At 76.1% G+C, this 24,770-nt stretch carries 25 protein-coding genes; 22 read left to right on the top strand and 3 right to left on the bottom strand.

The window, feature by feature from the left end; translation table 11 throughout:
- Positions 1–106: 106 nt before the first annotated feature.
- Both OH807_RS20550 and OH807_RS20545 read right to left on the bottom strand, forming a co-directional pair.
- Complete coding sequence (locus OH807_RS20550; RefSeq protein WP_406200886.1) at positions 107–448, bottom strand: hypothetical protein; 342 nt, start codon at positions 446–448, stop codon at positions 107–109.
- Positions 449–530: 82 nt separating this feature from the next.
- A complete protein-coding gene (locus tag OH807_RS20545; RefSeq protein ID WP_406200883.1) occupies positions 531–779 on the bottom strand; it encodes a LuxR C-terminal-related transcriptional regulator in 249 nt (82 codons plus the stop codon).
- 191 nt (positions 780–970) lie between these two features.
- Here OH807_RS20545 and OH807_RS20540 point away from each other — a divergent pair, with 191 nt between their 5' ends.
- The 9 genes from OH807_RS20540 to OH807_RS20500 all read left to right on the top strand — a co-directional run bounded on the left by OH807_RS20540 (position 971) and on the right by OH807_RS20500 (position 11,155).
- Positions 971–1,879, top strand: coding sequence for a LysR family transcriptional regulator (locus OH807_RS20540; RefSeq protein ID WP_406211094.1), 909 nt, complete (start codon positions 971–973; stop codon positions 1,877–1,879).
- 59 nt (positions 1,880–1,938) lie between these two features.
- The gene (alc, locus tag OH807_RS20535; protein ID WP_406200880.1) at positions 1,939–3,027 is read left to right on the top strand and encodes an allantoicase; all 1,089 of its coding nucleotides are present in this window, start codon (positions 1,939–1,941) and stop codon (positions 3,025–3,027) included.
- A 70-nt stretch (positions 3,028–3,097) separates the two neighbouring features.
- Positions 3,098–3,328, top strand: coding sequence for a hypothetical protein (locus OH807_RS20530; RefSeq protein ID WP_406200878.1), 231 nt, complete (start codon positions 3,098–3,100; stop codon positions 3,326–3,328).
- A 21-nt stretch (positions 3,329–3,349) separates the two neighbouring features.
- On the top strand, positions 3,350–4,675 hold the full coding sequence (locus tag OH807_RS20525; RefSeq protein ID WP_406200876.1) for an amidase: 1,326 nt from the start codon (positions 3,350–3,352) through the stop codon (positions 4,673–4,675).
- A gap of 147 nt (positions 4,676–4,822) precedes the next feature.
- Positions 4,823–7,354, top strand: a complete 2,532-nt coding sequence (locus tag OH807_RS20520; protein WP_406200874.1) for an ABC transporter permease — start codon at positions 4,823–4,825, stop codon at positions 7,352–7,354.
- A 189-nt stretch (positions 7,355–7,543) separates the two neighbouring features.
- On the top strand, positions 7,544–8,197 hold the full coding sequence (locus tag OH807_RS20515) for a TetR/AcrR family transcriptional regulator (protein ID WP_406200872.1): 654 nt from the start codon (positions 7,544–7,546) through the stop codon (positions 8,195–8,197).
- Between the two features lie 125 nt (positions 8,198–8,322).
- Positions 8,323–9,294, top strand: coding sequence for an alpha/beta hydrolase (locus OH807_RS20510; protein WP_406200870.1), 972 nt, complete (start codon positions 8,323–8,325; stop codon positions 9,292–9,294).
- The gene (locus OH807_RS20505) at positions 9,291–9,914 is read left to right on the top strand and encodes a TIGR03086 family metal-binding protein (protein WP_406200868.1); all 624 of its coding nucleotides are present in this window, start codon (positions 9,291–9,293) and stop codon (positions 9,912–9,914) included. Before OH807_RS20510 ends, OH807_RS20505 begins: the two co-directional genes overlap by 4 nt.
- A 419-nt stretch (positions 9,915–10,333) precedes the next feature.
- Positions 10,334–11,155 carry an integrase gene (locus OH807_RS20500; protein WP_406200866.1) on the top strand — a complete coding sequence of 274 codons (822 nt, stop codon included), beginning with the start codon at positions 10,334–10,336 and terminating at the stop codon, positions 11,153–11,155.
- Between the two features lie 120 nt (positions 11,156–11,275).
- Here OH807_RS20500 and OH807_RS20495 read toward each other — a convergent pair whose 3' ends face one another.
- The gene (locus tag OH807_RS20495) at positions 11,276–12,307 is read right to left on the bottom strand and encodes a LuxR C-terminal-related transcriptional regulator (RefSeq protein ID WP_406200863.1); all 1,032 of its coding nucleotides are present in this window, start codon (positions 12,305–12,307) and stop codon (positions 11,276–11,278) included.
- A gap of 196 nt (positions 12,308–12,503) precedes the next feature.
- Between OH807_RS20495 and OH807_RS20490 the strand changes: the two genes are divergently transcribed.
- The 13 genes from OH807_RS20490 (at position 12,504) to OH807_RS20430 (ending at position 24,722) form a co-directional block, all read left to right on the top strand.
- Positions 12,504–12,755 (top strand): hypothetical protein, encoded by a 252-nt coding sequence (locus tag OH807_RS20490; RefSeq protein WP_406200861.1) that lies wholly within the window; start codon positions 12,504–12,506, stop codon positions 12,753–12,755.
- 108 nt (positions 12,756–12,863) lie between these two features.
- Positions 12,864–14,684 carry a hypothetical protein gene (locus OH807_RS20485; RefSeq protein ID WP_406200858.1) on the top strand — a complete coding sequence of 607 codons (1,821 nt, stop codon included), beginning with the start codon at positions 12,864–12,866 and terminating at the stop codon, positions 14,682–14,684.
- Positions 14,672–16,552 (top strand): YcaO-like family protein, encoded by a 1,881-nt coding sequence (locus OH807_RS20480; protein ID WP_406200856.1) that lies wholly within the window; start codon positions 14,672–14,674, stop codon positions 16,550–16,552. The genes OH807_RS20485 and OH807_RS20480 overlap by 13 nt, the downstream gene beginning before the upstream one ends.
- Positions 16,553–16,563: 11 nt before the next feature.
- Positions 16,564–18,156 carry a hypothetical protein gene (locus tag OH807_RS20475; RefSeq protein ID WP_406200853.1) on the top strand — a complete coding sequence of 531 codons (1,593 nt, stop codon included), beginning with the start codon at positions 16,564–16,566 and terminating at the stop codon, positions 18,154–18,156.
- On the top strand, positions 18,153–19,136 hold the full coding sequence (locus OH807_RS20470; protein WP_406200851.1) for a thiopeptide-type bacteriocin biosynthesis protein: 984 nt from the start codon (positions 18,153–18,155) through the stop codon (positions 19,134–19,136). The genes OH807_RS20475 and OH807_RS20470 overlap by 4 nt, the downstream gene beginning before the upstream one ends.
- Positions 19,133–19,618 (top strand): hypothetical protein, encoded by a 486-nt coding sequence (locus tag OH807_RS20465; RefSeq protein ID WP_406200849.1) that lies wholly within the window; start codon positions 19,133–19,135, stop codon positions 19,616–19,618. The genes OH807_RS20470 and OH807_RS20465 overlap by 4 nt, the downstream gene beginning before the upstream one ends.
- Positions 19,619–19,902: 284 nt before the next feature.
- Complete coding sequence (locus tag OH807_RS20460; RefSeq protein ID WP_406200846.1) at positions 19,903–20,073, top strand: thiazolylpeptide-type bacteriocin; 171 nt, start codon at positions 19,903–19,905, stop codon at positions 20,071–20,073.
- Between the two features lie 39 nt (positions 20,074–20,112).
- Positions 20,113–20,283, top strand: coding sequence for a thiazolylpeptide-type bacteriocin (locus tag OH807_RS20455; RefSeq protein ID WP_406200843.1), 171 nt, complete (start codon positions 20,113–20,115; stop codon positions 20,281–20,283).
- 179 nt (positions 20,284–20,462) lie between these two features.
- Positions 20,463–20,642: a thiazolylpeptide-type bacteriocin gene (locus OH807_RS20450; RefSeq protein WP_406200841.1), complete on the top strand. Its 180-nt coding sequence runs from the start codon at positions 20,463–20,465 to the stop codon at positions 20,640–20,642.
- A 49-nt stretch (positions 20,643–20,691) separates the two neighbouring features.
- Positions 20,692–21,819: a hypothetical protein gene (locus OH807_RS20445; protein ID WP_406200839.1), complete on the top strand. Its 1,128-nt coding sequence runs from the start codon at positions 20,692–20,694 to the stop codon at positions 21,817–21,819.
- Positions 21,820–21,823: 4 nt separating this feature from the next.
- Positions 21,824–22,888 carry an LLM class flavin-dependent oxidoreductase gene (locus tag OH807_RS20440; RefSeq protein WP_406200837.1) on the top strand — a complete coding sequence of 355 codons (1,065 nt, stop codon included), beginning with the start codon at positions 21,824–21,826 and terminating at the stop codon, positions 22,886–22,888.
- Positions 22,889–22,995: 107 nt separating this feature from the next.
- The gene (locus OH807_RS20435; protein WP_406200834.1) at positions 22,996–23,847 is read left to right on the top strand and encodes an ABC transporter ATP-binding protein; all 852 of its coding nucleotides are present in this window, start codon (positions 22,996–22,998) and stop codon (positions 23,845–23,847) included.
- Positions 23,844–24,722: an ABC transporter permease gene (locus OH807_RS20430; RefSeq protein WP_406200833.1), complete on the top strand. Its 879-nt coding sequence runs from the start codon at positions 23,844–23,846 to the stop codon at positions 24,720–24,722. Before OH807_RS20435 ends, OH807_RS20430 begins: the two co-directional genes overlap by 4 nt.
- The last annotated feature ends 48 nt before the right edge of the window (positions 24,723–24,770 follow it).

The raw sequence follows: 24,770 nt of genomic DNA, 5'->3' as shown, positions 1-24,770 counted from the left end.
CGGGGCCGGAGCCGGTGGTCGGCGGTCCGGGCCGGATATCCTCGGGCCGCGGCCCTCTTCGCCCCATTACCGGTGGGGCGAAGAGGGCCGCGACGGACGGGGTGGATCAGCAGACGGTCGTCTGACCGGTGTAGGCGCCGGCGATGTAGGACTCGTACGTGTAGCCCCAGACGCCGGTGGCCCGGTCGGTGTTGCTGTCCCAGACGTCGTTGCCGGTGCCGACGGACGAACCGTGCACCCAGCACCAGGAGTTGGTGCCGTGACCCGGGTAGCCGACGCCGTTGATGGCGGAGTTGGTCCACTGGGTCTGCCGGATGTTCGCGGCCGTGTTGTAGTCGCTGACGTACAGCGCGCTGGCGCTGCCGGCGCTGAGGGCGAGCGCGGCCGTGGCGGCGACCGCCACCGAGGCCACCCGTCCCGCACGGGACTTGAGCATGCTGGATCCCATCTCTCGACTGTGGAGCGGAAGTTGTAGCTACCCGAAGGGGCGTTGCCATCACAACATCAGCCCCGGAGGGGCGCCAGTGTCCTCAGGTACAGTCCTCCAGCCGGCAGAGCAGGGCGGCCTGGGCGAGCTGGATCCGCGAGCCGACGCCCAGCTGTTCGAAGAGGGCGGCGGTGTGCGCCTTCACGGTCCGTTCCTCGATCTGCAGCAGTGCGGCGATCTCCTGGTTGGAGAAGTCCTTGCCGATCAGGTCCAGCACCTCGGCCCGGCGCCGGCTCAGACCCTTGGTGCGGTCCGCCGCGATCCGGAGCCGGTCGAGGTGATCATGCGTCAATTCACTGAGCTGGTGCATCCGTTCCCCCGGTACGTCCGATGAATGCAGACTACGAAGCGCACGCACCGCTCAGTGTTGGCCCGGGGATTGGCCCAGTCAACTCCGATACCGGAGGCGGGACGGAGCCGGATCCGCCGCGCCCGGGGGCGTGCCCGGCGGGCCGGGCGCTCTACCCTGGCGCGATGGGCGCGGTGGGTGAGTGGGATCTCCGGCGGCTGCGGGTGCTCCGGGCGGTCGACGAGTGCGGCACGGTGACGGCGGCGGCCGAGCGGCTCCGGCTCTCGCCGTCGGCGGTCTCGCAGCAGGTGTCGGCGCTGGCCAGGCAGCTCGGCGCGCCGATGCTGGAGCCGTACGGCCGGCGGGTGCGGCTGACCAGCGCGGCCCGGTTGGTGCTGCGCCACGCGGAGCTGGTGTTCGGGCAGCTGGAGCGGGCCGAGGCGGAGCTCGCCGGCTACCTGCACGGCGAGGCGGGCGAGGTGCGGGTGGGCGCGTTCGCCACCGCGATCGGCGGGCTGCTCGTGCCGGCGGTCACCCGGCTGCGGGAGGCCGCACCGGGGCTGGTGGTGCGGGTGGTGGAGGCGGAGGCGGAGGCGGCGTACGGGCTGCTGGCCGCGGGCGACGTCGACCTGGCGCTGTCGCTCGCCGTGCAGCCGGCCGGCGGCGACCCGCGGTTCGTCCGGTCGGTGCTGCTCAGCGACCCGCTGGACGTGGCGCTGCCGCCGGACCACCCGCGGGCCGGTGTGCCGGGGCTGCGGCTGGCGGACCTCGCCGACGAGCCGTGGATCTACGGCGCCGCCGGGCCGTGGCAGGAGATCACCCTGGCGGCCTGTGCCGACGCGGGCTTCGTCCCCGAGCGGGCGCACACCGCGGCGGACTGGACGGCGATCCTGGCGATGGTCGCCGCCGGCCTCGGGGTGGCGCTGGTGCCCCGGCTGGCCTCGGCGGGGCGCGGCGGCGGGGCGGTGGTCCGGGCGCTGCCCGCCGATCTGCCGACCCGCCGGGTGGTCGCGGCCGTCCGGGCCGGGACGGAGCGGACGCCGCCGGTGCGCCGGGTGCTGGCCGCGTTGGCCGAGGTCGCGGCAACCGTTCAGTCGGACTGAACGTTTTGCTCAGTTCTTTGTGATGGACCTGATGTGTTCGGCAGGGCCATCGTGGACGCATGGCCACCGACGACACCCCCAGGACCCTGCCCGACGCCGCCGCGCTGCCCTACGCGGGCGGCAACCCCTACGCCGACTACCGCTCCGGCGAGTTCGCCTTCACCGCGCTGACCGACCTGGCCGACCGCCGGCTCGGCGGCGCGGTGATCGCCGCCAACGACGAACTCTTCGCCGAGCGGGAGAACCTCCTGCTGCCCGAGCCCGCCGAGTTCCGCCCGCACACCTTCGGCAACAAGGGCCAGATCATGGACGGTTGGGAGACCCGCCGGCGCCGCGGCACCGGCACCGACCGTCCGCACCCCGCCGCGGACGACCGCGACTGGGCGCTGATCCGGCTGGGCGTGCCGGGGGTCGTGCACGGCGTGGTCGTGGACACCGCGCACTTCCGCGGCAACCACCCGCAGCAGATCGGCCTCGAAGGCGCCGAGCTCCCCGGCACCCCGGGCCCCGGGGAACTGCTCGCCGACTCCACCGTCTGGCACCCGCTGGTGCCCCGCTCGCCGGTGCGCGGCCACGCCGCCAATGGCTTCGCCGTCGAGAGCGGCCGCCGCTTCACCCACCTGCGGCTCAGCCAGTACCCCGACGGCGGCATCGCCCGGCTGCGGGTGCACGGCGAGGCCCGCCCGGACGCCGTCTGGCTGGCCGCACTCGGCACCTTCGACCTCGCCGCGCTGGAGAACGGCGGCGCCGTCGAGGACGCCTCGGACCGCTTCTTCTCGCCCCCGGCCAACCTCGCGCTGCCCGGCCGGTCCCGGGCCATGGGCGACGGCTGGGAGAACCGCCGGCGCCGCGACGACGGCCACGACTGGGTCCGGCTCCGGCTGGCCGGGCGCGGCGCGATCCGCGCCGTGGAGATCGACACCGGCTACTACGTCGGCAACGCGGCCGGCTGGGCCGCGCTGTACGGGCGGGACGAGCAGGCCGCGGACCCGCAGGAGTGGTTCGAGCTGCTGCCGCGGACGGCACTCCAGCCCGACGCCGTGCACCGCCTGGTGCTGGACACGCCCCGGCCGGCCACCCACGTCCGGCTGGACGTCTTCCCGGACGGCGGCATCGCCCGGCTGCGGCTGCACGGCAGCCCGGCCTGACCGCGGAGCCCCCGCGGGCCCCACGCCTCCCCCGGTTGCCGGGGCCGGGCGGCCGCCGGACGATGGGGAGATGATGCACCAGATGCGCGCCGAGTACGGCGACGGCGGCCCGGCCGCCGGGGTGAGGCTCTGGCACATGGTCCGCGGCTCCGAGGCCGTCGCCATGTGCGGCCGGGACCTGGACGCGGACGCGCCGCTGCGCGATGCGGCGGAGTGGGGCAAGACCCGCGAACTCTGCTGCCACACCTGTGGCGCCTACTACCTGCGCGAGACGCCGTACCTGGCCACCGAACACCCGTGAACCGGGGCTACCGTGGCGGGAATGGAGCATCCGGACGTCCGGCCGCGGTCGCTCGTCCGTGAGGCGGCCGGGCTGCGGACCGGCCCCGCCGGCCCGCCCGCCCGCGCCGTCCTGGCCGCCCGCGTCGACCGCCTCTGCGCCCGGATCGAGCAGGTCGACCCGCTGGTGCACGCCTTCGTGCCCGAGCCGGGCCGGCCCGCCCGCCTGCACGCCGAGGCCCGCGCGCTGGCCGGCCGCCACCCCGACCCGGCGGCCGCCCCGCCGCTGTACGGGGTGCCGGTCGGCGTCAAGGACGTCGTCCACGTCGACGGCCTGCCCACCCACGCCGGCTCGGCGCTGCCCCCGGGCGTGCTGGCCGGCCCGCAGGCCGCCGTGGTGGACCGGCTGCGGGCCGCGGGCGCGCTGGTGGCCGGCAAGACGGTCACCGCGGAGTTCGCCGGCAGCGCCCCCGGGCCGACCCGGAACCCGCACCACCCCGCCCACACCCCCGGCGGCTCCAGCAGCGGTTCGGCGGCGGCCGTCGCGGTCGGGCTGGTGCCGCTGGCGATCGGCACCCAGACGGTCGGCTCGGTGGTCCGCCCCGCCGCGTACTGCGGGGTGGTCGGCTACCGGCCGACGTTCGGGCGGATCCCGGTGACCGGGGTGATCCCGAACGTGCCGAGCTACGACACCGTGGGCCTGTTCACCACCGACCTCGCCGGTGCGGCGCTCGCGGCGCCACTGCTGTGCGACGACTGGCGGCCCGCGCCGGCCGGCCCGCCGCCCGTCCTCGGCGTCCCCGCCGGCCGCTACCTGGAGCAGGCCGGGCCGCTCGCGCGGCAGGCCTTCGAGGAGCAGCTGGAGCGGTTCGCCGCAGCCGGGCTGACGGTGCGCCGGATCGACCTGCTGCCCGACATCGACGTGCTGACCCGGCAGTCCCGCACGATCAACCGCTTCGAACTGGCCCGCACGCACGCCGACTGGTTCGCCCGGTTCGGCGGCCTCTACCGGCCGGAGACGGTGGCCGGCATCCGGCAGGGCCGGGCGGTGGCCCCGGAGGACCACGCGGCGGCGCTGCACGCCCGCGAGCACCTGCGCGAACGCGTCGCCGGGGAGGTCGAGCGGGCCGGGATCGACCTGCTGCTGGCCCCCTCCGCGACCGGGCCGGCCCCGTACGGCCTGGCCGGCACGGGGGACGCCACGATGTCGCTGCCCTGGAGCCACCTCGGGCTGCCCGCGCTCAGCCTGCCGGCCGGGGTGACCGCGGACGGTCTGCCGCTGGGCCTCCAGGTGGTCGGCGCGGCCGGGGCCGACGAGCTGCTGCTGGCTCAGGCTGCCCTGCTGGAAGGCGTGTTGGGCGAGCCGTAGCGGCCGACGGGGGTTAACCCCCGCCCTGATCGGCCGGGCGGCCGCACTGCGTCCGGGTGCCCGTCCGCGAAAGCCTGTGGGCATGACGAAACCGCCCGGTGCCCGCCGCTCCGCCCGCCCCGCCCACCGCCGGGGAGCGTGGCTCTGATGCTGCTCTCCTACGCCCTGCAGAGCCTGCGCACCCGCCGGGCGAGCTTCGCCGGCGCCTTCGTCGCCCTGTTCTTCGCCGCCCTGACCGTCACCGCCTGCGGCACCCTGCTGGAGACCGGCCTGCGCGGCGGGATCCGCACCGAGCGGTACGCGGGGACTTCCCTCGTGGTGGCCGCCGACCAGCAGGTGCACCGGACGGTCGTCACGGACAAGGGCAACGGGAAGACCAAGACCAAGGAGAAGGCCAAGCCGCTCGCCGAGCGGGCCTGGCTGCCGGCCGGGCTGGCCGACCGGATCGCGGCGGTACCGGGCGTCCGCGCCGTCGTGCCCGAACTCACCTTCCCCGCGCAGCCGGTGGCCGCCGACCGGCTCCCCGGGTACGGGCACTCCTGGGCCTCCGCCGCGCTGACCCCGTTCACCCTGGCCGAGGGCCGCGCCCCGGGCGCCGCCGACGAGCTGGTGGTCGACGCGGGCCTGGCCGCGCGGGCCGGGCTGCACGTCGGCGACCGGCTCACCGTCCGCTCCACGCAGACGCCGGCCGGCTACCGGATCTCCGGCATCGCCGCCGCCCGGGGCACCGGACTCACCGAGCAGAGCGCGCTGTTCTTCCACCCGGACGAGGCCGCCCGGCTGGCCGCCCGGCCCGGGCTGGTCTCCGCGATCGCCGTGCTGCCCGCGCCCGGCACCGACCCGGCGAAGCTCGCCGGCGCGCTCGCCCCGGTGCTGGCCGCTGACCACGCCGTCGTCCACCGGGGCGCCGACCGCGGGCAGGCGGAGTTCCCGGAGGCCGCCGGTGCCCGGGTGAAGCTGGTCAGCATGGGCGCCGCGATCGGCGGCACCGCCCTGCTGGTGGCCGTCCTGGTGGTCAGCGGGACGTTCGCCCTGACGATCCAGCAGCGGGCCCGGGAGATCGCCCTGCTGCGCGCCGTGGCGGCGACGCCCCGGCAGGTGCGCAAGCTGCTCGGCGGCGAGGCGCTGCTGCTCGGCCTGGCCGCCGGCCTGCTGGGTTCGGTGGCCGGGCTGCCGGCCGGCCGGTGGCTGTACGACGGCTTCGTCGACCTCGGCGCGGTTCCGGACACCCTGCACCACACCCTGAGCGTCTTCCCGATGGCCGCCGCGGTGCTCGCGACCCTGCTGGCCGGCTGGGCCGCCGCGCGGATCTCGGCCCGCCGGGCCTCCCGGATCCGGCCCGGCCGGGCGCTCTCCGAGGCCGCCGTCGAGCCGCCCGGCACCGGCTGGGGCCGGGCCCTGGCGGGCGTGCTGACCCTGGCCGGCGGCATCGTCCTGGTCGCGGTGCTCGCCGTGCTGGACACCGAGAAGGCCGCCACGCCCGTCACCTTCGCCGCCGTGGTGGTGCTCTCCGTCGCCGTCTCGCTGCTCGGCCCGGTGCTGGCCCGGGCGGCCACCGCCGTCCTCGGCGGGCTGCTGCGGCTCTCCCCGGTGACCGGCCACCTGGCCGCCGCCAACCTGCGGGCCGAGTCGCGCCGGGTCGGGGCGGCGGCCGCTCCGCTGTCCCTGCTCACCGCGATGGTCTGCACCGTGCTGTTCACCCAGTCAACCCTCGGCGGCGCGGCCGCCCGGCAGGCCGAGGACGGCGTCCGGGCCCCGTGGACGCTGGCCGCTAGCGCACCCGGCGTGCCCGGTGCGGCGGCGCAGGCCGCCCGGGCGGTGCCCGGCGTCACCGCGGTGACCGAGGTGCTCCGCAGCTCCGTCCGGATCGACCTGGAGAAGTACACCGTCCAGGGCGTCACGCCCGAGGGCCTGACGGCCACCTGGGACCCGGAGGTGACGGCGGGCACGCTGGACGGCTTCGGCACCGGGGACGTCGCGGTCAGCGGGACGGCGGCGGGCGCGCTCGGGGTGCACCCCGGCTCCACCGTGCGGCTGGTGCTCGGCGACGGCACTCCCGCCACCCTGACCGTCCGGGCGGTGTACGCCCGCGGCCTCGGCTTCGGGGACGTCACGGTCGCGCACGCCGTGCTCGCCGGGCACGTCGACAACCCGCTCGCCGCCGCCGTCCTGGTGGCCGCCGACCCGCGGGTCACCCGGGAGCAGCTGACCGCGGCGGTCGCCGGCTTCCCCGGGGTGCGGCTGCTCGACCGGGCGCAGGCCGGCGGCATCGCGGCCGAGGCCCGGCAGAACGGTGCCGAGGCCAACTACCTCGGGATGGGCCTGGTGCTCGGCTTCACCGCCATCTCGGTGGTGAACACCCTGGCGATGGCCACCGCCGACCGCCGGCGCGAGTTCGCCCTGCTGCGGCTGGCCGGCACCACCCGCCGGCAGGTCCTGCGGATGCTGCGGCTGGAGTCGGCCGCCGTGGTGGTGACCGGCGTCGCGGCCGGCACGGCGGTCGCGGTCGCGGTGCTCACCGCCTTCAGCCTGGGCATGACCGGCACGGCCGGGGTGGCCTGGGGCTGGACCGGCTACGCCGGGGTGCTGGCGGTGGCCACGGCGCTGGCGCTGGGTGCCACGGCCCTGCCGGCCCGGGCGGCGCTGCGGGCGTCCGCCCTGGGGGTGCCGGGCAAGTGAGCCCGCCGCCGGACCCCGCCGCCGCATCCCGTTGTCGCACCCGCCCGTCGGCGGGGGCCCGCCGGGGTGCGGCGGCGGCTATACCCTTGCGGGACGCAGGCGCAGCGGGTGTCCCCGACGGTGGGCCGCCCGGCGGCGCTCCGCCCGACGGGGTCCCCCGTCCCGAGCGACAGCCGAGGTGGATGGACGGTGGCCGGTTCTGCCACGACAGGGCGCCCCGACGGCCGGGTGCAGCGCGGTGAGGAGACCCGCCGTGCGGTGCTCCGGCGCGCGGTCGCGATCGCCTCGGTCGAGGGGCTGGAGGCGCTGTCGATCGGCCGGCTGGCGAACGACCTCGGGCTGAGCAAGAGCGGGGTGTTCGCCGGGTTCGGCTCCAAGGAGGAGCTGCAGCTGGCCACCGTCCGGGCGGCCCGCCGGATCTTCTACGACGCCGTGATCGCCCCGGTCGAGGGCACCGCCCCCGGTCTGGCCCGGGTCCGGCGGCTGTGCGAGAGCTGGCTCGCCTACTCGCGGGCCCGGGTCTTCCCCGGCGGCTGCTTCTTCTTCGGGGTCACCGCCGAGTTCGACGCCCGGCCGGGCCCGCTCCGGGACGCCCTGGCGGACTGCGCGCGGGAGTGGAGCGACCTCCTGCTGGCCCCGGTGGCGGAGGCCGCGGCGGCGGGCGGGCTGCGGCCCGGCGCCGACCCGGACGACCTCGTGTTCACCCTGGTCGCGGTGCTGGAGACGGCCAACTCGCAGGCCGTGCTCTTCGACGAGGAGGCCCCGTACGAGCGGGCGGCGCGGGCGGTGCTGCGCCTGCTGCGGGCGGACGCGGCCGACCCGCAGGCTCCCGAGCTGCTCTGAGCCCTCCCGGGTGCGTCCCGGGGGGCGCTTCTCATGCCCATAACACTGCACGAACGATCGTGCTAATATCTCCTCGAGTTCGGCCCGCACCAGGCACACCCGTCAGCACCGACAGGGAGACCCCGATGGACCCGGCCGTCGCACTGATCCGCACCACCCTCAACACCACCTCGCTGATCGCACCCGGCCCGGCCGGCCGGGCGGCGTTCGAACTGTTCCGCCACCCCGTCCGGCGCGGCCGGGTGCGCACCCGCGAACGCGAGGTCCACGAACAGGCCACCACCGAGCGGCTGGACGTCGGAGGCCGGCAGGTGGTGGTCTACCAGTGGGGCGACGGCGCCCGGCCCGTCCTGCTGCTGCACGGCTGGCAGTCCCGGGCCTCCCGGTTCGCCGCCTTCGTGCCCCGGCTGCGGGCGCTCGGCCTGAGCCCGGTCGCGTTCGACGCCCCCGGGCACGGCGAGTCCGGCGGCCGCAGAGCCACCGTGCTCGACCTCCGCGAGATCTCCGCCCGGCTCCAGGAGCGCTACGGCGACTTCGAGGCGGTGGTCGCGCACTCGCTCGGCGTCAACGCCGCCTTCCTGGCCCTGCGCGGCGGCCTGCGGGCCGGCCGGCTGGTCGCCGTCGCCGGGGTCAGCGAATTCTCCTACCTGCCCGCCGCCTTCTGCGCCGAACTCGGCCTGAACGCCGTACTGGAGCGCGAAGTGGGGCGGCACATGGAGCAGCGGATGTTCCCCGGCGTCGCGGACGTCCCGGAGTACTTCGACGCCGCCCGCCGCCCCGAGGAGATCGGCCTGCCGATCCTGGTGGTGCACGACGAGGGGGACGACATGGTCGGCATCGACCACGCCCGCCGGCTCAAGGCCGCGTACGGGGACCGGCTCGACCTGGTCGTCACGCAGGGCCTCGGCCACCGCAGGATCCTCGTCGAACCCGCCGTGGTCGACCGCGCCGTCGCCTTCCTGGCGGACGGCCGGGAAGCGGCGGGCCTGGGTGTCGTCGGCCCGGGGGCCGCCGCGCAGGGCATCGCCGGACAGGAGACCGTCGGACCGGAGCCCGCCGGACAGGAGACCGTCGGACAGGAGGTCGGCGCGGCATGAACCTCGTCGAACTGCACACCCGGGCCGTGGAGTTGGCAGACGGGGTGATCGGCACCGTCCAGCCGGAACAGCTGGTGCTGCCGACGCCCTGCGCCGGCTGGGACCTCCGCCGGCTGCTGGAGCACGTGGTCGGTCAGCACCGGGGCTTCGCCGCGGCCGCCCGCGGCGCCGGCCCCGACCTGGAGCTCTGGCGCGACGTTCCGGTGGACGGCGACCCGGCGGGCGCGTTCCGGCGCTCGGCGGAGCAGCTGACCGCGGCCTTCGCCGAGGCGGCGGCCAAGGACGCCGAGCTGCCGCTCCGGCTGCCGGAGATCCGCGACGGCGGGCCGTTCCCGCTGAGCGAGGCGGTCGGCTTCCACCTGCTGGACACCCTGGTGCACGCCTGGGACGTCGAGGCCGCCCTCGGCGCGCCGCCGGAGCTGGCCCGGGCGGTGGACGGCGAGGAGCGGCTCGCGGCCGCCCTGCTCGCGGTCGCCGAGCGGGTGCCGGCCGCACCGGCCGACCGGGCGCCGGGCAGGGCCTTCCGCGCGCGGCTGGAGCAGCCCGGTGGTGCCGGACCGTTCGACCGCGCGCTGGCGCTGCTCGGCCGCGACCCGGCCTGGGCGCCGCCCGCCCGCTGAGGGCGGGCACCCCACGGGCCCCCCACGCGGATCCCGGGCACCCACTGCGGTTCCCGGGCTCCCGGGCGCCGGGGCCCGGCGGTGGTCGTGGGGGCTCAGCGGCCGTCGCGCTGCTCGTCGGGGAAGCGCGGTCCGCCGATCAGGAAGAGCAGTGCGGCGGTCGGGAATCCGATGGAGGCGGCCAGTAGCACGATGAACTGCCAGAACATCCGTCGCTCCTCGTCGGTCCGGGGCGGCCCGTCAGCCCCGGAGGCCGGAACCCCTCGAAGGAGATCCCAAACCCGGCAGGCCCTGATTGGCCGAATTGTCCACTCGCTATCCGACGGTATGGCCGAATCTCCCCCGCTGCCACCGGACGGACCCGCGAGCCGCGTGCGCGGGTCTGGGCCTGCGCCCCGACCGGCGGCCACACTGTCGGGATGCAGGTACAGCTCGCAGGGGAAGCACGGCGGCCGGGCCGCGAGAGCGAGGACTTCGCGGCGGCCTCGCCGGAGGCACTCGTCCTCCTCGACGGCTCCAGCTCACCGACCGGCCTGGAGTCGGGGTGCCGGCACGGCACCCCGTGGTACGTACGGCGGTTGGGGGTGCACCTGCTGGCCCGGCTGACCGACCGCGCGGACCGCTCGATCGGCGAGTGCCTGGCCGACGCCATCGTGGAGACCGCCGCGCTGCACGGCGGCCGCTGCGACCTCGCCCACCCCAACACCCCGGCCGCCATGGTGGTCGCCGCCCGGCGGCACGGCGCCTCGCTGGAGTACCTGGTGCTCGGCGACTCGCTGCTGGTGCTCCAGTTCAAGGACGGGCCGCCGAAGGTGATCGGCGACAACCAGCGCTTCCCCGGCGGGGAGGAGCTGCGCCGGCAGGTCTGGTCGACGGTGCCCGGCTCGGCCGAGCGCGCCGCGCTGCACATGGAGTACGCGCTGGCCGTCCGGGCCGCCCGGAACAGCGGGGCCGGTCCGTGGATCGCCGCCGCCAGCCCGAAGGCGGCCCGGCACGCCGAGACGGGCTTCGTCCGTCTGGAGCAGCTGCACGCGCTGGCCGCGCTCACCGACGGGGCCTCGCGCTACACCGAGCGGTTCGGCCTCGGTGGCTGGGCCGACGCGTTGCGGCTGCTCGCCGAGGCCGGGCCGGGGGAGCTGATCGCCCAGGTGCGGGCGGTCGAGCGGGCCGACGCCGACTGCGAGCGCTGGCCCCGGGGCAAGGTGCACGACGACGCCTCGGCCCTCTTCGCGTTGCTGTGAGCCGGTCGCGGCTGCGTCGCGCCCCGGTCGCGCCCCGGGCGGTGCGGTGGCCCGGGCAGTGGCGGGGCCGGGCGGGCCGGGGGCCGCGCCGGTGGTGCCGGGCGGCGGGCGGTGGTCCGCTCAGGCGGCCGGCGCGGTGACGAGGCCCGAACGCTCGGCGAGGACGCCGGCCTGGAAGCGGCTGTCCGCGCCCAGGCTGTCCATGACCTCGGCGATGTGCCGGCGGCAGGTGCGGACGGACATGCCCAGGCGTCGGGCGGCCTGCTCGTCGGTGCTGCCCTCGGCGAGCATCCGGGCGATGGAGCTCTTGATCGCCGCGCCGGCCTCGCCGTAGCCCGCGACCACGCTGCGGGTGTCCTCCTGGCCGAACGGCAGGGCCCGGCTCCAGCACTGCTCCAGTGAGCGGTAGAGGTAGTCGACGAGGGCGGGCTCGCGCACCATGACGGCGCCGCTGGGCGCGCCGATCCCCGTCCGGGGGATGAACGCCACCTCGCGGTCCACGATGACGACCCGGTCGACGATCTCGTTGTCGGTGCGCAACTCGCAGCCGGAAGCGGTGAGTTGACTGGCGTAGTGCTGCATGGACGGGTTGACGCGGACGGTGTGCTGGTACAGCGACCGCATCCGTACGCCGCGGTCGAGCAGTTCGAGGTTGCGGGCGAGCGCGTCCGCCATGCCCTCCGTCGAGCCGATGCCCGGGTGGGCGCTGAACACCTCGGTGCGGCAGTTCCCGGCCAGCTCCTGGAACATGGCGCGGACGTCGTCGGGGTTCTCCATCACGTCGATCGCCTCGGCGCTGCTGCGCTCGCGTCTCATCTCGTAGTAGAAGGGCACCAGCCCGAGCAGCTCGGTCCGCACCTGGGCGGCCTGCTGCTGGCGGGCCTGCAACGCGGCGTTGATGGGGCCGATCAGCTCGGCGGCGGCGAGCTCGGGGTTGGTGGCGATCAGTGCCGGGGAGCCGTCGGGGGCGGGGCGCAGCAGGTGGAGTGCGGAGAGGGCGTCGGTCGCCGCCTCCAGTTGGCCGGGGGTCAGGCCGAGCTCCTCGGCGGCCCGTTCGTCCAGCCGTCCGTGCCGGACGGCCCAGGTGAACACCCTTGCCGCCGTCTCGTCGAGGCGGCCTGAAAGTGACGGCAGGATGTCCGGACTGCCCATGATTGCCCCCGTTTGATCATAGTGATTTCGCTGCGCTGCAACTTTATGACAGGGGTGCGAGGTGGAGCTTCCCCCAACCGGCGGGCCACTGTGGAGCTGCACCGGAAAGCAGGTGCGGCTCCCGGCCGGAAGCGGCGGGGGCCTGATGGAACGTACGACGCCGTGACCCGGCGATCGACACACGGGGGAAAACACCATGCGCAAGCGCCTTGCTTCCTGTTTCGTCCTGACCGCTCTCGCCACCGCGGTCATGGCCGGCCCGGCCTCCGCCGCGACCACCGCCGCCAGAACCACCGGGCCCGCCGCCGCCAAGCCCGCCGCGGCAACGGCCACCGCCGGTACCGCGCAGGCGGCCGACGCGGACGCCGACCCGCTGCACCTCGTCCCCAAGCCCGTCGCGCACAAGCCGGGCAAGGACGGCGGCCACGGCGACCTCCGCTGGGAGTGACCGCGGGAGCCCCGCCGGAGCCCGGCCCGGCCGCGCCCCACCCGACCTGATCCACCTGATCCACCTGATCCGCCTGATCCGCCTGATCCGACCCGCGATCGAGGACCCATGTCTGCCGCACCTCCTCCGCTGCCGCCCCGCGGCGTGCGATCCCGCCCCGGCGTGCACTACGCGCCGGTCAGCAAGGGCGTGTACGTCTCCGCCGCCAGGGGAGCGTTCCTGCTGGCCGGCCCGGCGAGCCTGTTCCAGCTGGTCGACCGGCTGACCCCGCTGCTGGACCGCGGCGCCACCGAGGACGAACTGGTGGCGGCGGCCGGCGCCGAGAAGACCCGAGGCGTCGTGCGCTGGCTGGCCGCCCAGCTCCTCGACCGCGAGCTGCTGTTCGACCTCGACCGGCTGGACACCGCGGAGCCCGGGCCGGCCGAGCGCGCCGCGTACGGCGACTCGCTGGCCTACCTGGAGGCCCGCGGCGACGACCCGTACACCGCCTTCCGGCGGGTGCGGGAGGGCCGGGCGGCCGTCCTCGGCCGGGGGCCCGCCGCCGAGTCGGCGGCCCGCGGCCTGGCCGCGGCCGGCTTCGGCAGCGTCGTCCTGGCCGGTGCGGACGGCAGCGCCCCGGACCGCTCCGAGCTGCTGCTGCTCGACCCGGAGCTCGACCGCGTCGTGGTCCCCGGCTCCGCCGCCGAGGCCGCCGGACTGCTGTCCGGCGCCTGCGTGGCGGTGGTCGTGGACGCCGCGCCGTCCGGCGACGCGGCCGCCGAGCTCGCGCCCGGCGCCGCGGTCGTCCCGGTGACCACGGCGGACGCCTCGCGGGCCGGCGGTCCGCAGGTCGTCGGCCCCCTGCGGACGGCGGGCGAGGCGCCCGGTCTGCACGGGAGGCTGGTCGAGCGCGCGGTGATCCGGCAGGGCGACGTGGCCCGGACGGTCCCGTCGCCCACCGGCGCGATCATGGCCGGCGCACTCGCCGCCCACCGGGCCTTCCACCACGTGGGCCTCGGCACGCCGGAGAGCTCCGTCTCGGTGGTGCACGGCCCGGCACTGGAGACCGACGAGGCCGTGCTGGCCGGGACGGGCCAGGCCGAGTGGAGCGGCATCCGCACCCTGGGCGACACCGACCCCTCGGGGCTCGGGCCGGTCGTGACCGAGGAGGTGCTCACCGCTTCGCTGCCGCTGTTCGCACCCTGGACCGGCCCGTTCCGGTGGATCGCCCCCGACGACCTGCCGCAGCTCCCGTCCGCCCTGGCCGTCCTCGACGGCCTCACCCCCGACTTCGGCGAACCGCTCGTCCGCCGTGGCATCGACCACGGCTCCGCCGCCGTCCAGGCGGTCCTCGCCGGGCTGCGCGTGCTGGCCGCCGTGCCGTACCCGCCCGGGATCCGCGTCCTGGAGCGCTCGGTGCCGGCCGCCGGGACGACCGAGGCGCGCTGGCTGCTGGACGGCGTCCTGCGGATCCTGGTGCGCGCCGCCGCGGCGCCGGCCACCGTCCTGGGCTGGGACGACATCACCGACCACGACACCCTGCGGTTCTGGCGCACCCTGGAGGAGTACGAGGACCAGCCGGTCGCGCTCACGCTCGGCCGCCCCGCCGGACTCGCCGGCCCCTGGTGCACCGTCACCGTGACGGACGCCCGCACCGGCGCGGTGCTGGGCTCCGCCTGGGGCGACGGCACCGACCGGGCCGCCGGCCTGGCGCTGGCCGCGGCCCACGCCGCCCGCCGGGCCGGGCAGGCCGGCCACCCCGGCACCGTCGATCCCGAGCCCGGGACCGAACTGATCGACCTGATGACCGCGCCGGAGCTGACGGCGCTGGCCGGGGACGTCGAGGCGTACTGCCACGCGCACGGGGTGCGTCCGCTCGGGGTCCGCGTCCTCGCCGACCCGCTGGCCGGGGAGCAGAAGCTGTGCTGGGGGCCGGTATGGCTGGCCTGACGATCACCGAACCGTCCACCCCCTGGGCGGAGTTCGCCGAGCTGCACGGTGCCCGGCTCGGCCTTCGCGAGGGCTGGGACACCGACGCGGAGCGCACCGCCTGGACGGCGGCCCGCGAGGCCGGGGAGCCGTTGCTCTCCGTCCGGGTCTTCCCGGACGAGGTGCAGATCGGCCCGCTGTGGGACCCTGCCACGCCCGCGCCCTCCTGCGCGGGCTGCGCCGAGGCGCGCGAGCGGCTCGCCGCACCGATGGCCGGCGGCCACCCGATCGCCCGCGAGTGGCGTGCCCGGCGCTCCGGCACCGGTGCGTCACCGCTGCTCCCGGCCCTGGCCCGGGCCGCGCTGGCCGCCGGAATCCCTCTGGCGCCGGGCGAGTTGCTCTCCGTCCGCCCGGGCGGGCTGCGTCGGCACCGGATCTCCCGGTACCACGCCTGCCCGGTCTGCGGGGACGCCGGCATGCCGCACGACCGCACCACCGCGGCCGTCCGGACCCCGGATCCGCTGGTGCTCGCCGACCGCCCCTCGCCGCAGCCGCTGCCGCTGCGCGAGCGGCCCGGCCTGCCGATGCCCGCCGACGAGCTGCACCGGCGGACCGTCGACGCCCGCTTCGGCCCCTTCGTCGGGGTCCAGCGGGAGACCCAGGCCCCGTTCGCGATGAGCAACGCCGTGATGCCGGGCGGACCGGTCGGCTCGGGGCACGGCCGCGGCGCCACGTACCGGGAGAGCGACCCCGTCGCCATCCTGGAGATGTACGAGCGGATCGGCGGGTTCCCGTACGGGACGGGCCGGGTCGTCAGAGACCTCGCCCACCGGGGCATCGGCCTGCCGGCCCTGGACCCGGCCACCCTGGGCGGGCACACCGCGCGCCAGCTCGCCCACCCCTACTGCCGGGTGTTGCCGTACGCACCGGACACCCCGGTGGACTGGGTCTGGGGCCACCGCATCCCGACCGGCGAGCCGGTACTGGTGCCCGCCGAGATCGGCTTCTACCAGTACAAGCTGGAGCGGGAGGGTGACCGGAAGATCCACTTCCTGGAGTCCTCCAGCGGCTGCGCCCTCGGCGCGAGCCTGGAGGAGGCGGCGCTGCACGCCCTCTTCGAGGTCACCGAGCGGGACGCGTTCCTGCTCGCCTGGCACCGCCGGCGCCCGCTGCCGGCCATCGACCCCGCGTCGGTGCGCCGGGAGCGCAGCCGGGAGCTGATCGGCCTGATCCGCTCGCGCGGCTACGACGTGCACCTGCTGGCGGCGAGCCAGGACGTGCCGCTGCCCTCGGTCTGGGTGCTGGCCGTCCACCGGGACGGGCTGTTCCCCGCCAGCTACTCCGCGGCCGGTACCCACCCGGACCCGGAGGCGGCGGTCGAGGCCGGCCTCTGGGAACTGGCCCAACTGGTCCACGAGCGAGTGCCGTTCGACCCGGCGGCGGTGGAGCGGATGATCGCCGACCCGTTCGAGGTGCGCGTCCTCGACGACCACTACCAGCTCTACAAGCGGCCCGAGCTGCTGCCCCGCGTCACCGAGGTGCTGGGCGGGCCGGTCGTGCGCTTGGACGAGGCCTTCCCCGGCTGGCCGGATGCCCTGCGGCCGGCGCCCGGCGCGCGGCCCGACGTACGGGCCTCGCTGGAGACGGTGCTCGGCCTGTACGCCGACGCCGGACTGGACACCGCGATCGTCGTCGACCAGTCCACCCGGGACCACCGCGACCTTGGGCTGGCCGCCGCCAAGGTGATCGTCCCCGGCACGCTGCCGATGACCTTCGGCCACGCCAACCAGCGGCTGCTCGGCCTCACCAGGCTGACCGACGGCCTCCTGGTCGACGGCCGTCCGGTCACCGACGACGACCTCCCGCTCGACCCCCACCCGTTCCCGTGAGAGGAGGACCGATGAGCCTGACACTCGAACGCGGCGCCCCGCCCGGCACCGCCGGACCACGGCGCGGCACCGAACCGCGGCGCCCCGACGCCCCGCACGGCCCCGACACCGCACACGGCCCGCACGGCCCCGACGCCGCGCACGGCCCCGACGAGCTGCGGGAACTGCGCCGCTTCGCCTTCGAACAGGGCGCCGGCAAGGCCTTCGTCGCCCCGGGCCCGCAGATCGACCCCTCGATCGGCACCACCAGCGGGCAGCTGCCCGCGACGGTCCGCCCCGACGCCGGCCGTCCGCTCGCCCTCGGCACCTCCCGGCTGCTGCGCCGCACCCCCTTCCCCACCGGCCCGCGGCCGGAGGACGGGCCGGCGGCCGGCGAGGAGACCCTGGACCACCTGTTGGTCACCGCGTTCGGCCTGCAGCGCCGGGAGCCGTCCAACTCCTTCAACGACCACCGCGTCGTGCCGTCGGTCCGCAGCAAGTTCCCGGTCCGCGCCTACCTGCTCCAGGACGGCGCCACCCGCTACCTGGACGTCCAGCGCCACGCGCTCCTGGACGTCGAGGGCGCCCCCGCCGCCGGTGGCGAGCACGGCACCACCGTGGTGCTGGCCGGGCGGCACACCGACCTGCCGCCGCAGTACGCGCTGCTGCGCGGCCCGCTGGTGGACCTCGAAATCGGTCACAACCTGCGCAGCCTCCACCTCGCGGCCCAGCTGTTCGGGGTCCGGGCGGAGCTGGAGCTGCCGACCCCCGACCCCGAGGGCCTGGCCGAGCGGATCGGCATCCGGCCCGCCGAGGGCTGGGCCTACCCGGTCGCCGTCCGGCTGGACGGCGCGGCCCCGCGCTGGCGCCCCGGCACCGACCGGCCGGCGCCCACCGGCGACCAGGCCCTGGACCGGGTGCTGCGGATCGACCGGCTGACCCGGCCGTCCGGCGCGCCCACCCCGGCGGCCGCGGCCACCGGCACCGGGCCTTACCCGATCGGCGGCAACGGCCTGAGCTGGGGCGAGGTGCTCTGGAACCGCACGGCCGGGCGCACGCCCGAGGGGATCGGCGGCTTCTCCGGCGTCCGGGCGCCCCAGCCGTACGCGGCCGTCGCCGACGCCGTGGCGCTGGCCTGTGCGCCGCCGCCGTCCCCGCTGCTCGCCGCCGTCGCCCGGCACGTCCGGCTCACCCTCTGCGTCCAGGACGTCGAGGGGCTGCCGGACGGCATCCACCGGGTCGCCGACAACGGGCTCACCGGGCACCTCGCCCGGCCCGGCGTGCACGCCGCGCTGGACTCCCAGTTCGGGTACCCGCTGAGCGGCGGCAACGACTGCCCGGTGCGGCACGCGACCTTCGTCTGGACCTTCACCGCCGACCTGCGCCCGCTGCTCGCCGAGTTCGGGCCCGGTGCGTGGAAGCTGCTGCAGTACGCGTGCGGCTGGTCCGCCCACGGCCTGGTGCTCGCCGCCGCGGCGTACGGCATGTACGCCCGGCCGGCGCGGGCCTTCGACGAGGTGCGGATCGCCCGCACGCTGGAGCTGGACCGCGACCAGACCGCCGTCTTCCAGGTGGTCTGCGGCACCGGCCGGTTCCGCGAGCCGATGCTGGACCTGCGGTCATGACCGGCGCCCTGGACGGCAGACCCCGCTGGAGCTGCTGGCACCTCCACCTCGACTCCGCCGCCCCGGCGCTGGTCGACACCGTCCTGCTGGACGTGGTCGAGCCGGTGGTGCGCGAGCTGCGGGCCGACGGCGCGATCACCGGCTGGTTCTTCATCCGGTACTGGCAGCACGGGCCGCACCTGCGGCTGCGGCTCGCCGGGCTCGACGGCGCCGCCGAGCCCGGCGTCACGGCGGCGCTCGCCGAACGGCTGGCCCCGGTCAACGCGGGCGTCCCGGACGGCGAACGGATGAGCACCGAGCAGTACCACCGGAGCACCGGTCCGATCGCCCGGGCCGGCGAGGGCGGCGCGGACGGCTTCGAGGCGCTGCCGCTCGCCGCGCTGCGGCCGGGCGGGGTGCACCGCGAGCCGTACACCCCGGAGACGGACCGCTACGGCGGGCCGGCCCTGCTGGGGCTCAGCGAGTCGCTGTTCGGCGACAGCAGCGAGCTGGTGGCGGCCGTCCTGCGGGCCCGCCCGAACTGGAACGGCCGGGTCTCCTTCGCCCTGCTCGCCATCGCGGGGGCGGTCCGCGCGGCGGACCCGGACGAGGTCTCCCAGGAGCGGTTCCTGCGCGGACTGCGCGCCTCCTGGCTGACCTGGGCCGGGCGGGCCGAGCACCCGGGCATGAACCCGCTCGCCGCCCGCGAGGCGTCGCTGCGCTCCGCGGGCCTGCTCGCCGCACGCTTCCCGGGTGGGCCGGGCGCTCTGCCCGGGGCCGGCCGGGCCGCCGACCGGTGGGCGGAGCGGCTGGGCGGCGCCATGGACGTCTGGCGGGACGCCGCCCGGGCCGGGACGCTGAGCTCCGGCCCGCCGGAGATCCTCGCCTCGCACCTGCACATGACGCTCAACCGGCTGGGCTTCGGCCCCGAGCAGGAGGTCTTCCTGCTCAGCGTGCTGATCGAGCTCTGGGCGGGCCGCCGGACGGCGGCCGCGGCGTGACCGCGGCCGCGACCGTCACCGTCACCGTCACCGGCCCGGCGACCGTGCCGCCGAGCGGGTACGAGCGCGCCTGCGCCGGCCTGCTGCCGGAGCTCGCCGCCCGGGTCGGGCCGCCACTGGCGGAGGGCCGCTGGTTCGCCCTGGAGCGGACGACGGGCCGGTACGGCCGGGTCGAACTCCCGCTCGGCGGCCGGACGTACCGTGCCCACGCCTTCGCCGAGGCCTTCGCGGCCGCCCTCGGCACGCCGGCCGGACCGCCCGACGGGTCGTTCTGGTGCGTGCTCGCCGGCGGGCCGCGGACCGACCGGGCGGTGCTGCGCGGGCTGCGCGGCGGGCTGGCGGACGCCGCGGCGGCCCACGGCTTCGCGGTGCACTGGCCGCAGGTGCACGACCAGGAACTGCTCGACATGGCCGCCCAGTTGGACGGCCTGGACACCGGCGTCCTGCTGGTCGCCGAACTGTCCGACCGGGCGCCCGCGTAGCTGCCGGGAGCCCCCGGCCACCGGGCGCCGGCCGCCGCCGGCCACCGGCCACCGGCCGAGCGAACCACCGGCCGGGCGAAGCGCCGGCGGCCGGACCGGCCGCCACCGGTGCGGCCCTCCCCCCTGGGATCCGCTGATCCCCCCCACAGACCTCCCCCGTCAGGGGTGAGTGCCGGCCCGTTCGGGCCGGCCCCCCCGCCGGCGTCCGCCGAGCGGAGTCCGGACCGCGGCCCGAACGGGCCCGCGCCCGGAGCGAACCGACGAGATCCCTTGGAGATCCACAGATGAGCGAGTCCGTGAACACCCCGCAGGCCGAGCAGGTCGAGGTCCCGGCGGTCGACGTCGAGGAGCTGTCGGTGCTGGAGGTCGGCGACGCCGCCGCCCTGCCGGAGATGGGCGCCTCCAGCGGCGGCACCCTGTGCTGCTCCTCCTCCTCGTCCACCTGCTGCTGCTGATCAACCGTCAATAAACCACCCGAGAAAAGGAGTTCCATCATGAGCGAGTCCGTGAACACCCCGCAGGCCGAGCAGGTCGAGGCCCCGGCGGTCGACGTCGAGGAGCTGTCGGTGCTGGAGGTCGGCGACGCCGCCGCCCTGCCGGAGATGGGCGCGTCCAGCGGCGGCTTCGCCTGCTGCTCGTCCTCCTCCTCCACCTGCTGCTGCTGACCGAGCGGCACGCACACCGGCGCGCGACCGCGACCGCGGAGCGGCGCGCCAGGCATCGTCCCGCGGGTGTTCCGGACCACCGGGCACCCGCGGGGCCCCGCGCCACCCGGGCCACTTCGGGCCACTTCGGGCCCCACCCCCACACCCCCCACCCCGTCACCGAACCCTCGCGAGGAGCCATGACCGAGCACCACCGGGCCGCACGCACCGACTGGCCGGCCGATCCCACCGAGCTGGAGATCGAGGAGCTGTCCGTGCTGGAGCTCGGCGACGCGATCGCCCTGCCCGAGATGGGCGCCTCCAACTGGGGCGGCTGGTTCTGCTGCTCCTCGTCGTCCTCCGCCACCTGCTGCTGCTGACGCCGGAGCAGCCGCCGTGCCGAACCCGACGCCCGTCAAGGAGATCCGCATGACCACCGTCACCGACCCGCTGGTGATCCGGATCCACGGCCGCCCCGGACAGCCCCGGGCCTACGTCGCCGACGTCCTGGGCCCGCTCGCCACCGGACTGCGCCGCGACCACCGGCTGCGCGCCGTCCACCTGCGCCGCGGCTGGCGCGGCGGGCCGCACTACGAGGTCGTCGTGCGGCCCGAGAACGGCCGCCCGCTGGACGTCACCGGCTGGTCCGCCCGGACCACGGCCGCCGTGGCCGGTACCGAGCTCGACGGCCCCACCGAGGCGGACTACCGCAGCCAGGCCCGCCGGCTGGAGCGCTGGGAGCAGACCGGCCGGTCCGCGCCGCCGCTCCGCGCCCCCGGCACCGTGCTGATCGGCTCCGACACGGCCGGCGCCGACTGGCTGCCCGAACTGCGCGAGGCCCGCACCGCCGTCCAGGGCGCCCTGCTCGACCCGCTGCTCGCCGCTCTGCGCGAGCACCGCGACGAGGAGGCGCTGCTCGCCCACCTCGCCGAGGTGATGGCCACCCTGGCCGGCACCCACCCCGGCCGGCTGCCCTTCGGCACCATGTCCTTCCGCTCGCACGCCGAGGCCTTCCTCGCCTCCCCGCTCGCCGGGCAGGACCACCGCCCCGACTTCCGGCGCCGCTTCGCGCAGGACGCCGACCGCCTCACCGCCCTGGCGCGCCGCCACCTCACCGACGGGCCGGGGCCGGAGACCGCGGGCTGGCACGCCGCTTTCCGCTACGGCTGGGGCTACCTCGACTCGCTGGTCCGCTCCGGCCGGCTCGGCAACAGCTACCTGGACGGCTTCGCGCCCGCCGCGCCCGACGGCAGCACCCGGCCGCCGACCCGCTTCCACGCGCTGACCGAGCAGTACGGGATCACCACCGACCCCGACGACTCCTTCGCCTCCTACCGCAGCCTCCTCAACTTCTTCTACGAGCTGCTGCCGCTGCTGGACGTCACCCCGCTGCACCGCTACTACCTCTGCTTCGCCCTCGCCGAGGCCACCGACCTGGCTCTGGGCGAGACCTGGGAGGAGCGCATCCGCCGCGCCGCGCCCGCCCCGATCGCCGCCACCGCACCCGCCACCACCGCACCCGCACCCGCCGCCACCACGACCACCACCACGGAGTGAACCCATGGACTTCGGAATCTCGCTGCTCCCCGATGCCGGGCCGGACACCAAGTCGCCGACCGCCTACTTCGACGACGTCCTCGCGCTGGCCCGGATCGCCGACGAAGCCGGGATGAGCCACGTCAAGATGACGGAGCACTACCTGCACCCGTACGGCGGCTACTGTCCCAGCCCGCTCGGCTTCCTGGCCGCCGTCGCCGCGCAGACCAGCACCATCCGGCTGATGACCGGCTGCGTCCTGCCGGCCTTCCACCACCCGGTGAAGCTGGCCTCGTACGCGGCGATGGTGGACGCGATCAGCCACGGCCGGGTGGACATCGGCTTCGCCCGCGCCTACCTGCCGTACGAGTTCGAGACCTTCGGCGTCGACATGGACAGCAGCCGGGAGCGCTTCGAGGCGACCATCAAGGCCGTGCTGCGCCTGTGGACCGAGGAGAACGTCACCGAGGACACCCCGTTCTTCTCCTACCGGGACGCCACCGTCCTGCCGCGGCCCACCCAGACCCCGCACCCGCCCGTCTGGGCCGCCGCGGTGCGTTCGGCGGAGAGCTTCACCCGGATCGGCGAGCTCGGCCTCGGGCTGCTGATCACCCCCTCGCTGACCCCGCTGGAGGCCGTCCGCGAGCAGGTCGCGCTCTACCGCGACGCGTTCGAGCGCACCCACGGCGACAGCGGGCAGCAGCCCCGGGTGGCCGCCAGCCTGCCGGTGTTCACCGCCGAGACCGACGCGGAGGCCCGGCGCCTCGGCGACCCGCTGCTCGCCGAGTACCTGCGGGTCTGGGGCGGGGCCACCTCGTCCTGGAACAACGCCACCTCCAAGGCCTACCCCGGTTACGACCAGGTCGGGAAGTACGTCGGGATGATCACGCCCGAGCGGCTGCGCACCGAGGGCGGCGCGATCGTCGGCTCCGCGGCGACCGTGGCCGAGAAGCTCGCCGCGTTCCAGGACGTCGTGCAGGCCGACCACATCCTGCTCCAGGCCGACTTCGGGGCGATGCCCGGCGACGTCGCGGAGCGCAGCCTGCAGCTCTTCCTGGAGGACGTCCGCCCGAAGTTCCTGACGGCCTGACCGGCCGCCCGGCCGCCCACCGGCCGTCCCCGGCGGACAGCACCGCCGCACCGCCGTACCGCACCGCACCGCCCGGCCGCCCGGAGCGGGGAACACGAGGAGATGAGATGAGCCACGACGCACCCGCGATCGTGCTGAAGGGCCTTCGGGTCAGCTACGGCGACCACCGGGCCGTCGACGGGGTCGACCTGGAGATCCCGCGCGGCGAGGTGTTCGCGCTGCTCGGCCCGAACGGCGCCGGGAAGACCACCACCGTCGAGGTGCTGGAGGGCCTGCGCCCCCGCTCCGGCGGCGAGGTGCTGGTGCTGGGCCAGGACCCGGCCCGCGCCGACCGCCGCTGGCGGTCCCGGATCGGTGTCGTCCTGCAGACCGCGCAGGACCAGCCGGACGCCCGGGTGCGGGAGATGCTCGCCCAGTTCGCGTCGTACTACCCGGCCCCCCGCGACGTCGACGAGGTGCTGGAGGTCGTCGGCCTCACCGAGAAGAAGGACGCGGCCCTGCGCGACCTCTCCGGCGGCCAGCGCCGCCGGATGGACGTCGCCCTGGGCATCGTCGGCCGCCCCGAACTGCTCTTCCTGGACGAGCCGACCACCGGCTTCGACCCGGAGGCACGCCGCCAGTTCTGGCAGTTGATCCGCGACCTCGCCGCCGACGGCACCACCATCCTGCTGACCACGCACTACCTCGACGAGGCCGAGCAGCTCGCCGACCGCATCGGCGTGCTGGCCGACGGCCGGCTGGTGGAGGTCGACACGCCGGAACGCTTCGGCGGCCGCGCCGAGGCCGGCACCGTCGTCACCTGGCAGGGCCCGAACGGCCGCGAGCGCCGCGAGACCACCAACCCCGCGCAGCTGATCGAGGAGCTGTCACGGGAGTTCGCCGGAGCCGTCCCCGACCTGCAGGTGCACCGCCCGAGCCTGGAGGAGACCTACCTCGCCATGATCGGAGAAGCCCGATGACCATCGCCGCCCCCGCCCCCGTCACCCCTGCCGCCCCCCGCGCGACCGCGACCGCGACCGCGGCCGCCGGGCCCGCGCCGCTCCCGTCCCCCGTCCGCCTGGGCCTGGCCCGCGGCCTGTTCGAGGTGCGGCTGCTGATCCGCAACCGCGAGGCCGTGCTCTTCAGCATCCTGATGCCGATCATGCTGCTGGTGATCTTCGCCAGCCTCTTCGACCAGGTCGTGCCCGGGACGGGCATCAAGATGCGCGAGGTCACCGTGGCGGGCATGATCGGCTCGACGATCATGTCCTCCGCCCTCGGCACCATGGGCATCGGCATCGCGGTCGACCGCCACGAGGGCACCCTGCGCCGGCTCGCCGGGACGCCGTTCCCGCTGGTGTCGTACTTCATCGGCAAGGTCGTGCTGATCCTGGCCCAGGCCGTCGTGCAGGTCGCCGTCATCCTGGCCCTGGGCGTCGCGATGTTCGGCTTCCAGCTGCCGAGGGACGCCGCGCACTGGTTCACCTTCCTCTGGGTCTTCCTGCTCGGCACCGTCTCCACCGCGCTGATCGGCATCACCATCGGCTCCCTGGCCCGGTCCGCCCGCAACGCGCCCGCGCTGGTCAACTTCCCCTACATCGGCCTCCAGTTCATCTCCGGAGTGTTCTGGGTGATCACCGCCCTGCCCAAGCCGGTGCAGATCGTCGCCTCGCTCTTCCCGCTCAAGTGGATGACCCAGGGGATCCGCTCCGCCTTCCTGCCCGAGTCCTTCGCCACCGCCGAGCCCGCCGGGGCCTGGGAGCACGGGCGGATCGCGCTGGTCCTCACCGCCTGGCTGATCGGCGGCCTGGCGCTGTGCTGGGTCACCTTCCGCCGCAACGCCCGCCGCTTCTGAGCCGCGGCGGCCCCCGAGCCGCACCCGGCGTCCCGGCCCCACCACTGG

It is taken from the genome of Kitasatospora sp. NBC_01560, from assembly GCF_045208415.1.
GTDB lineage: Bacteria > Actinomycetota > Actinomycetes > Streptomycetales > Streptomycetaceae > Kitasatospora.
This window is presented reverse-complemented; position numbering and strand designations above follow the sequence as displayed.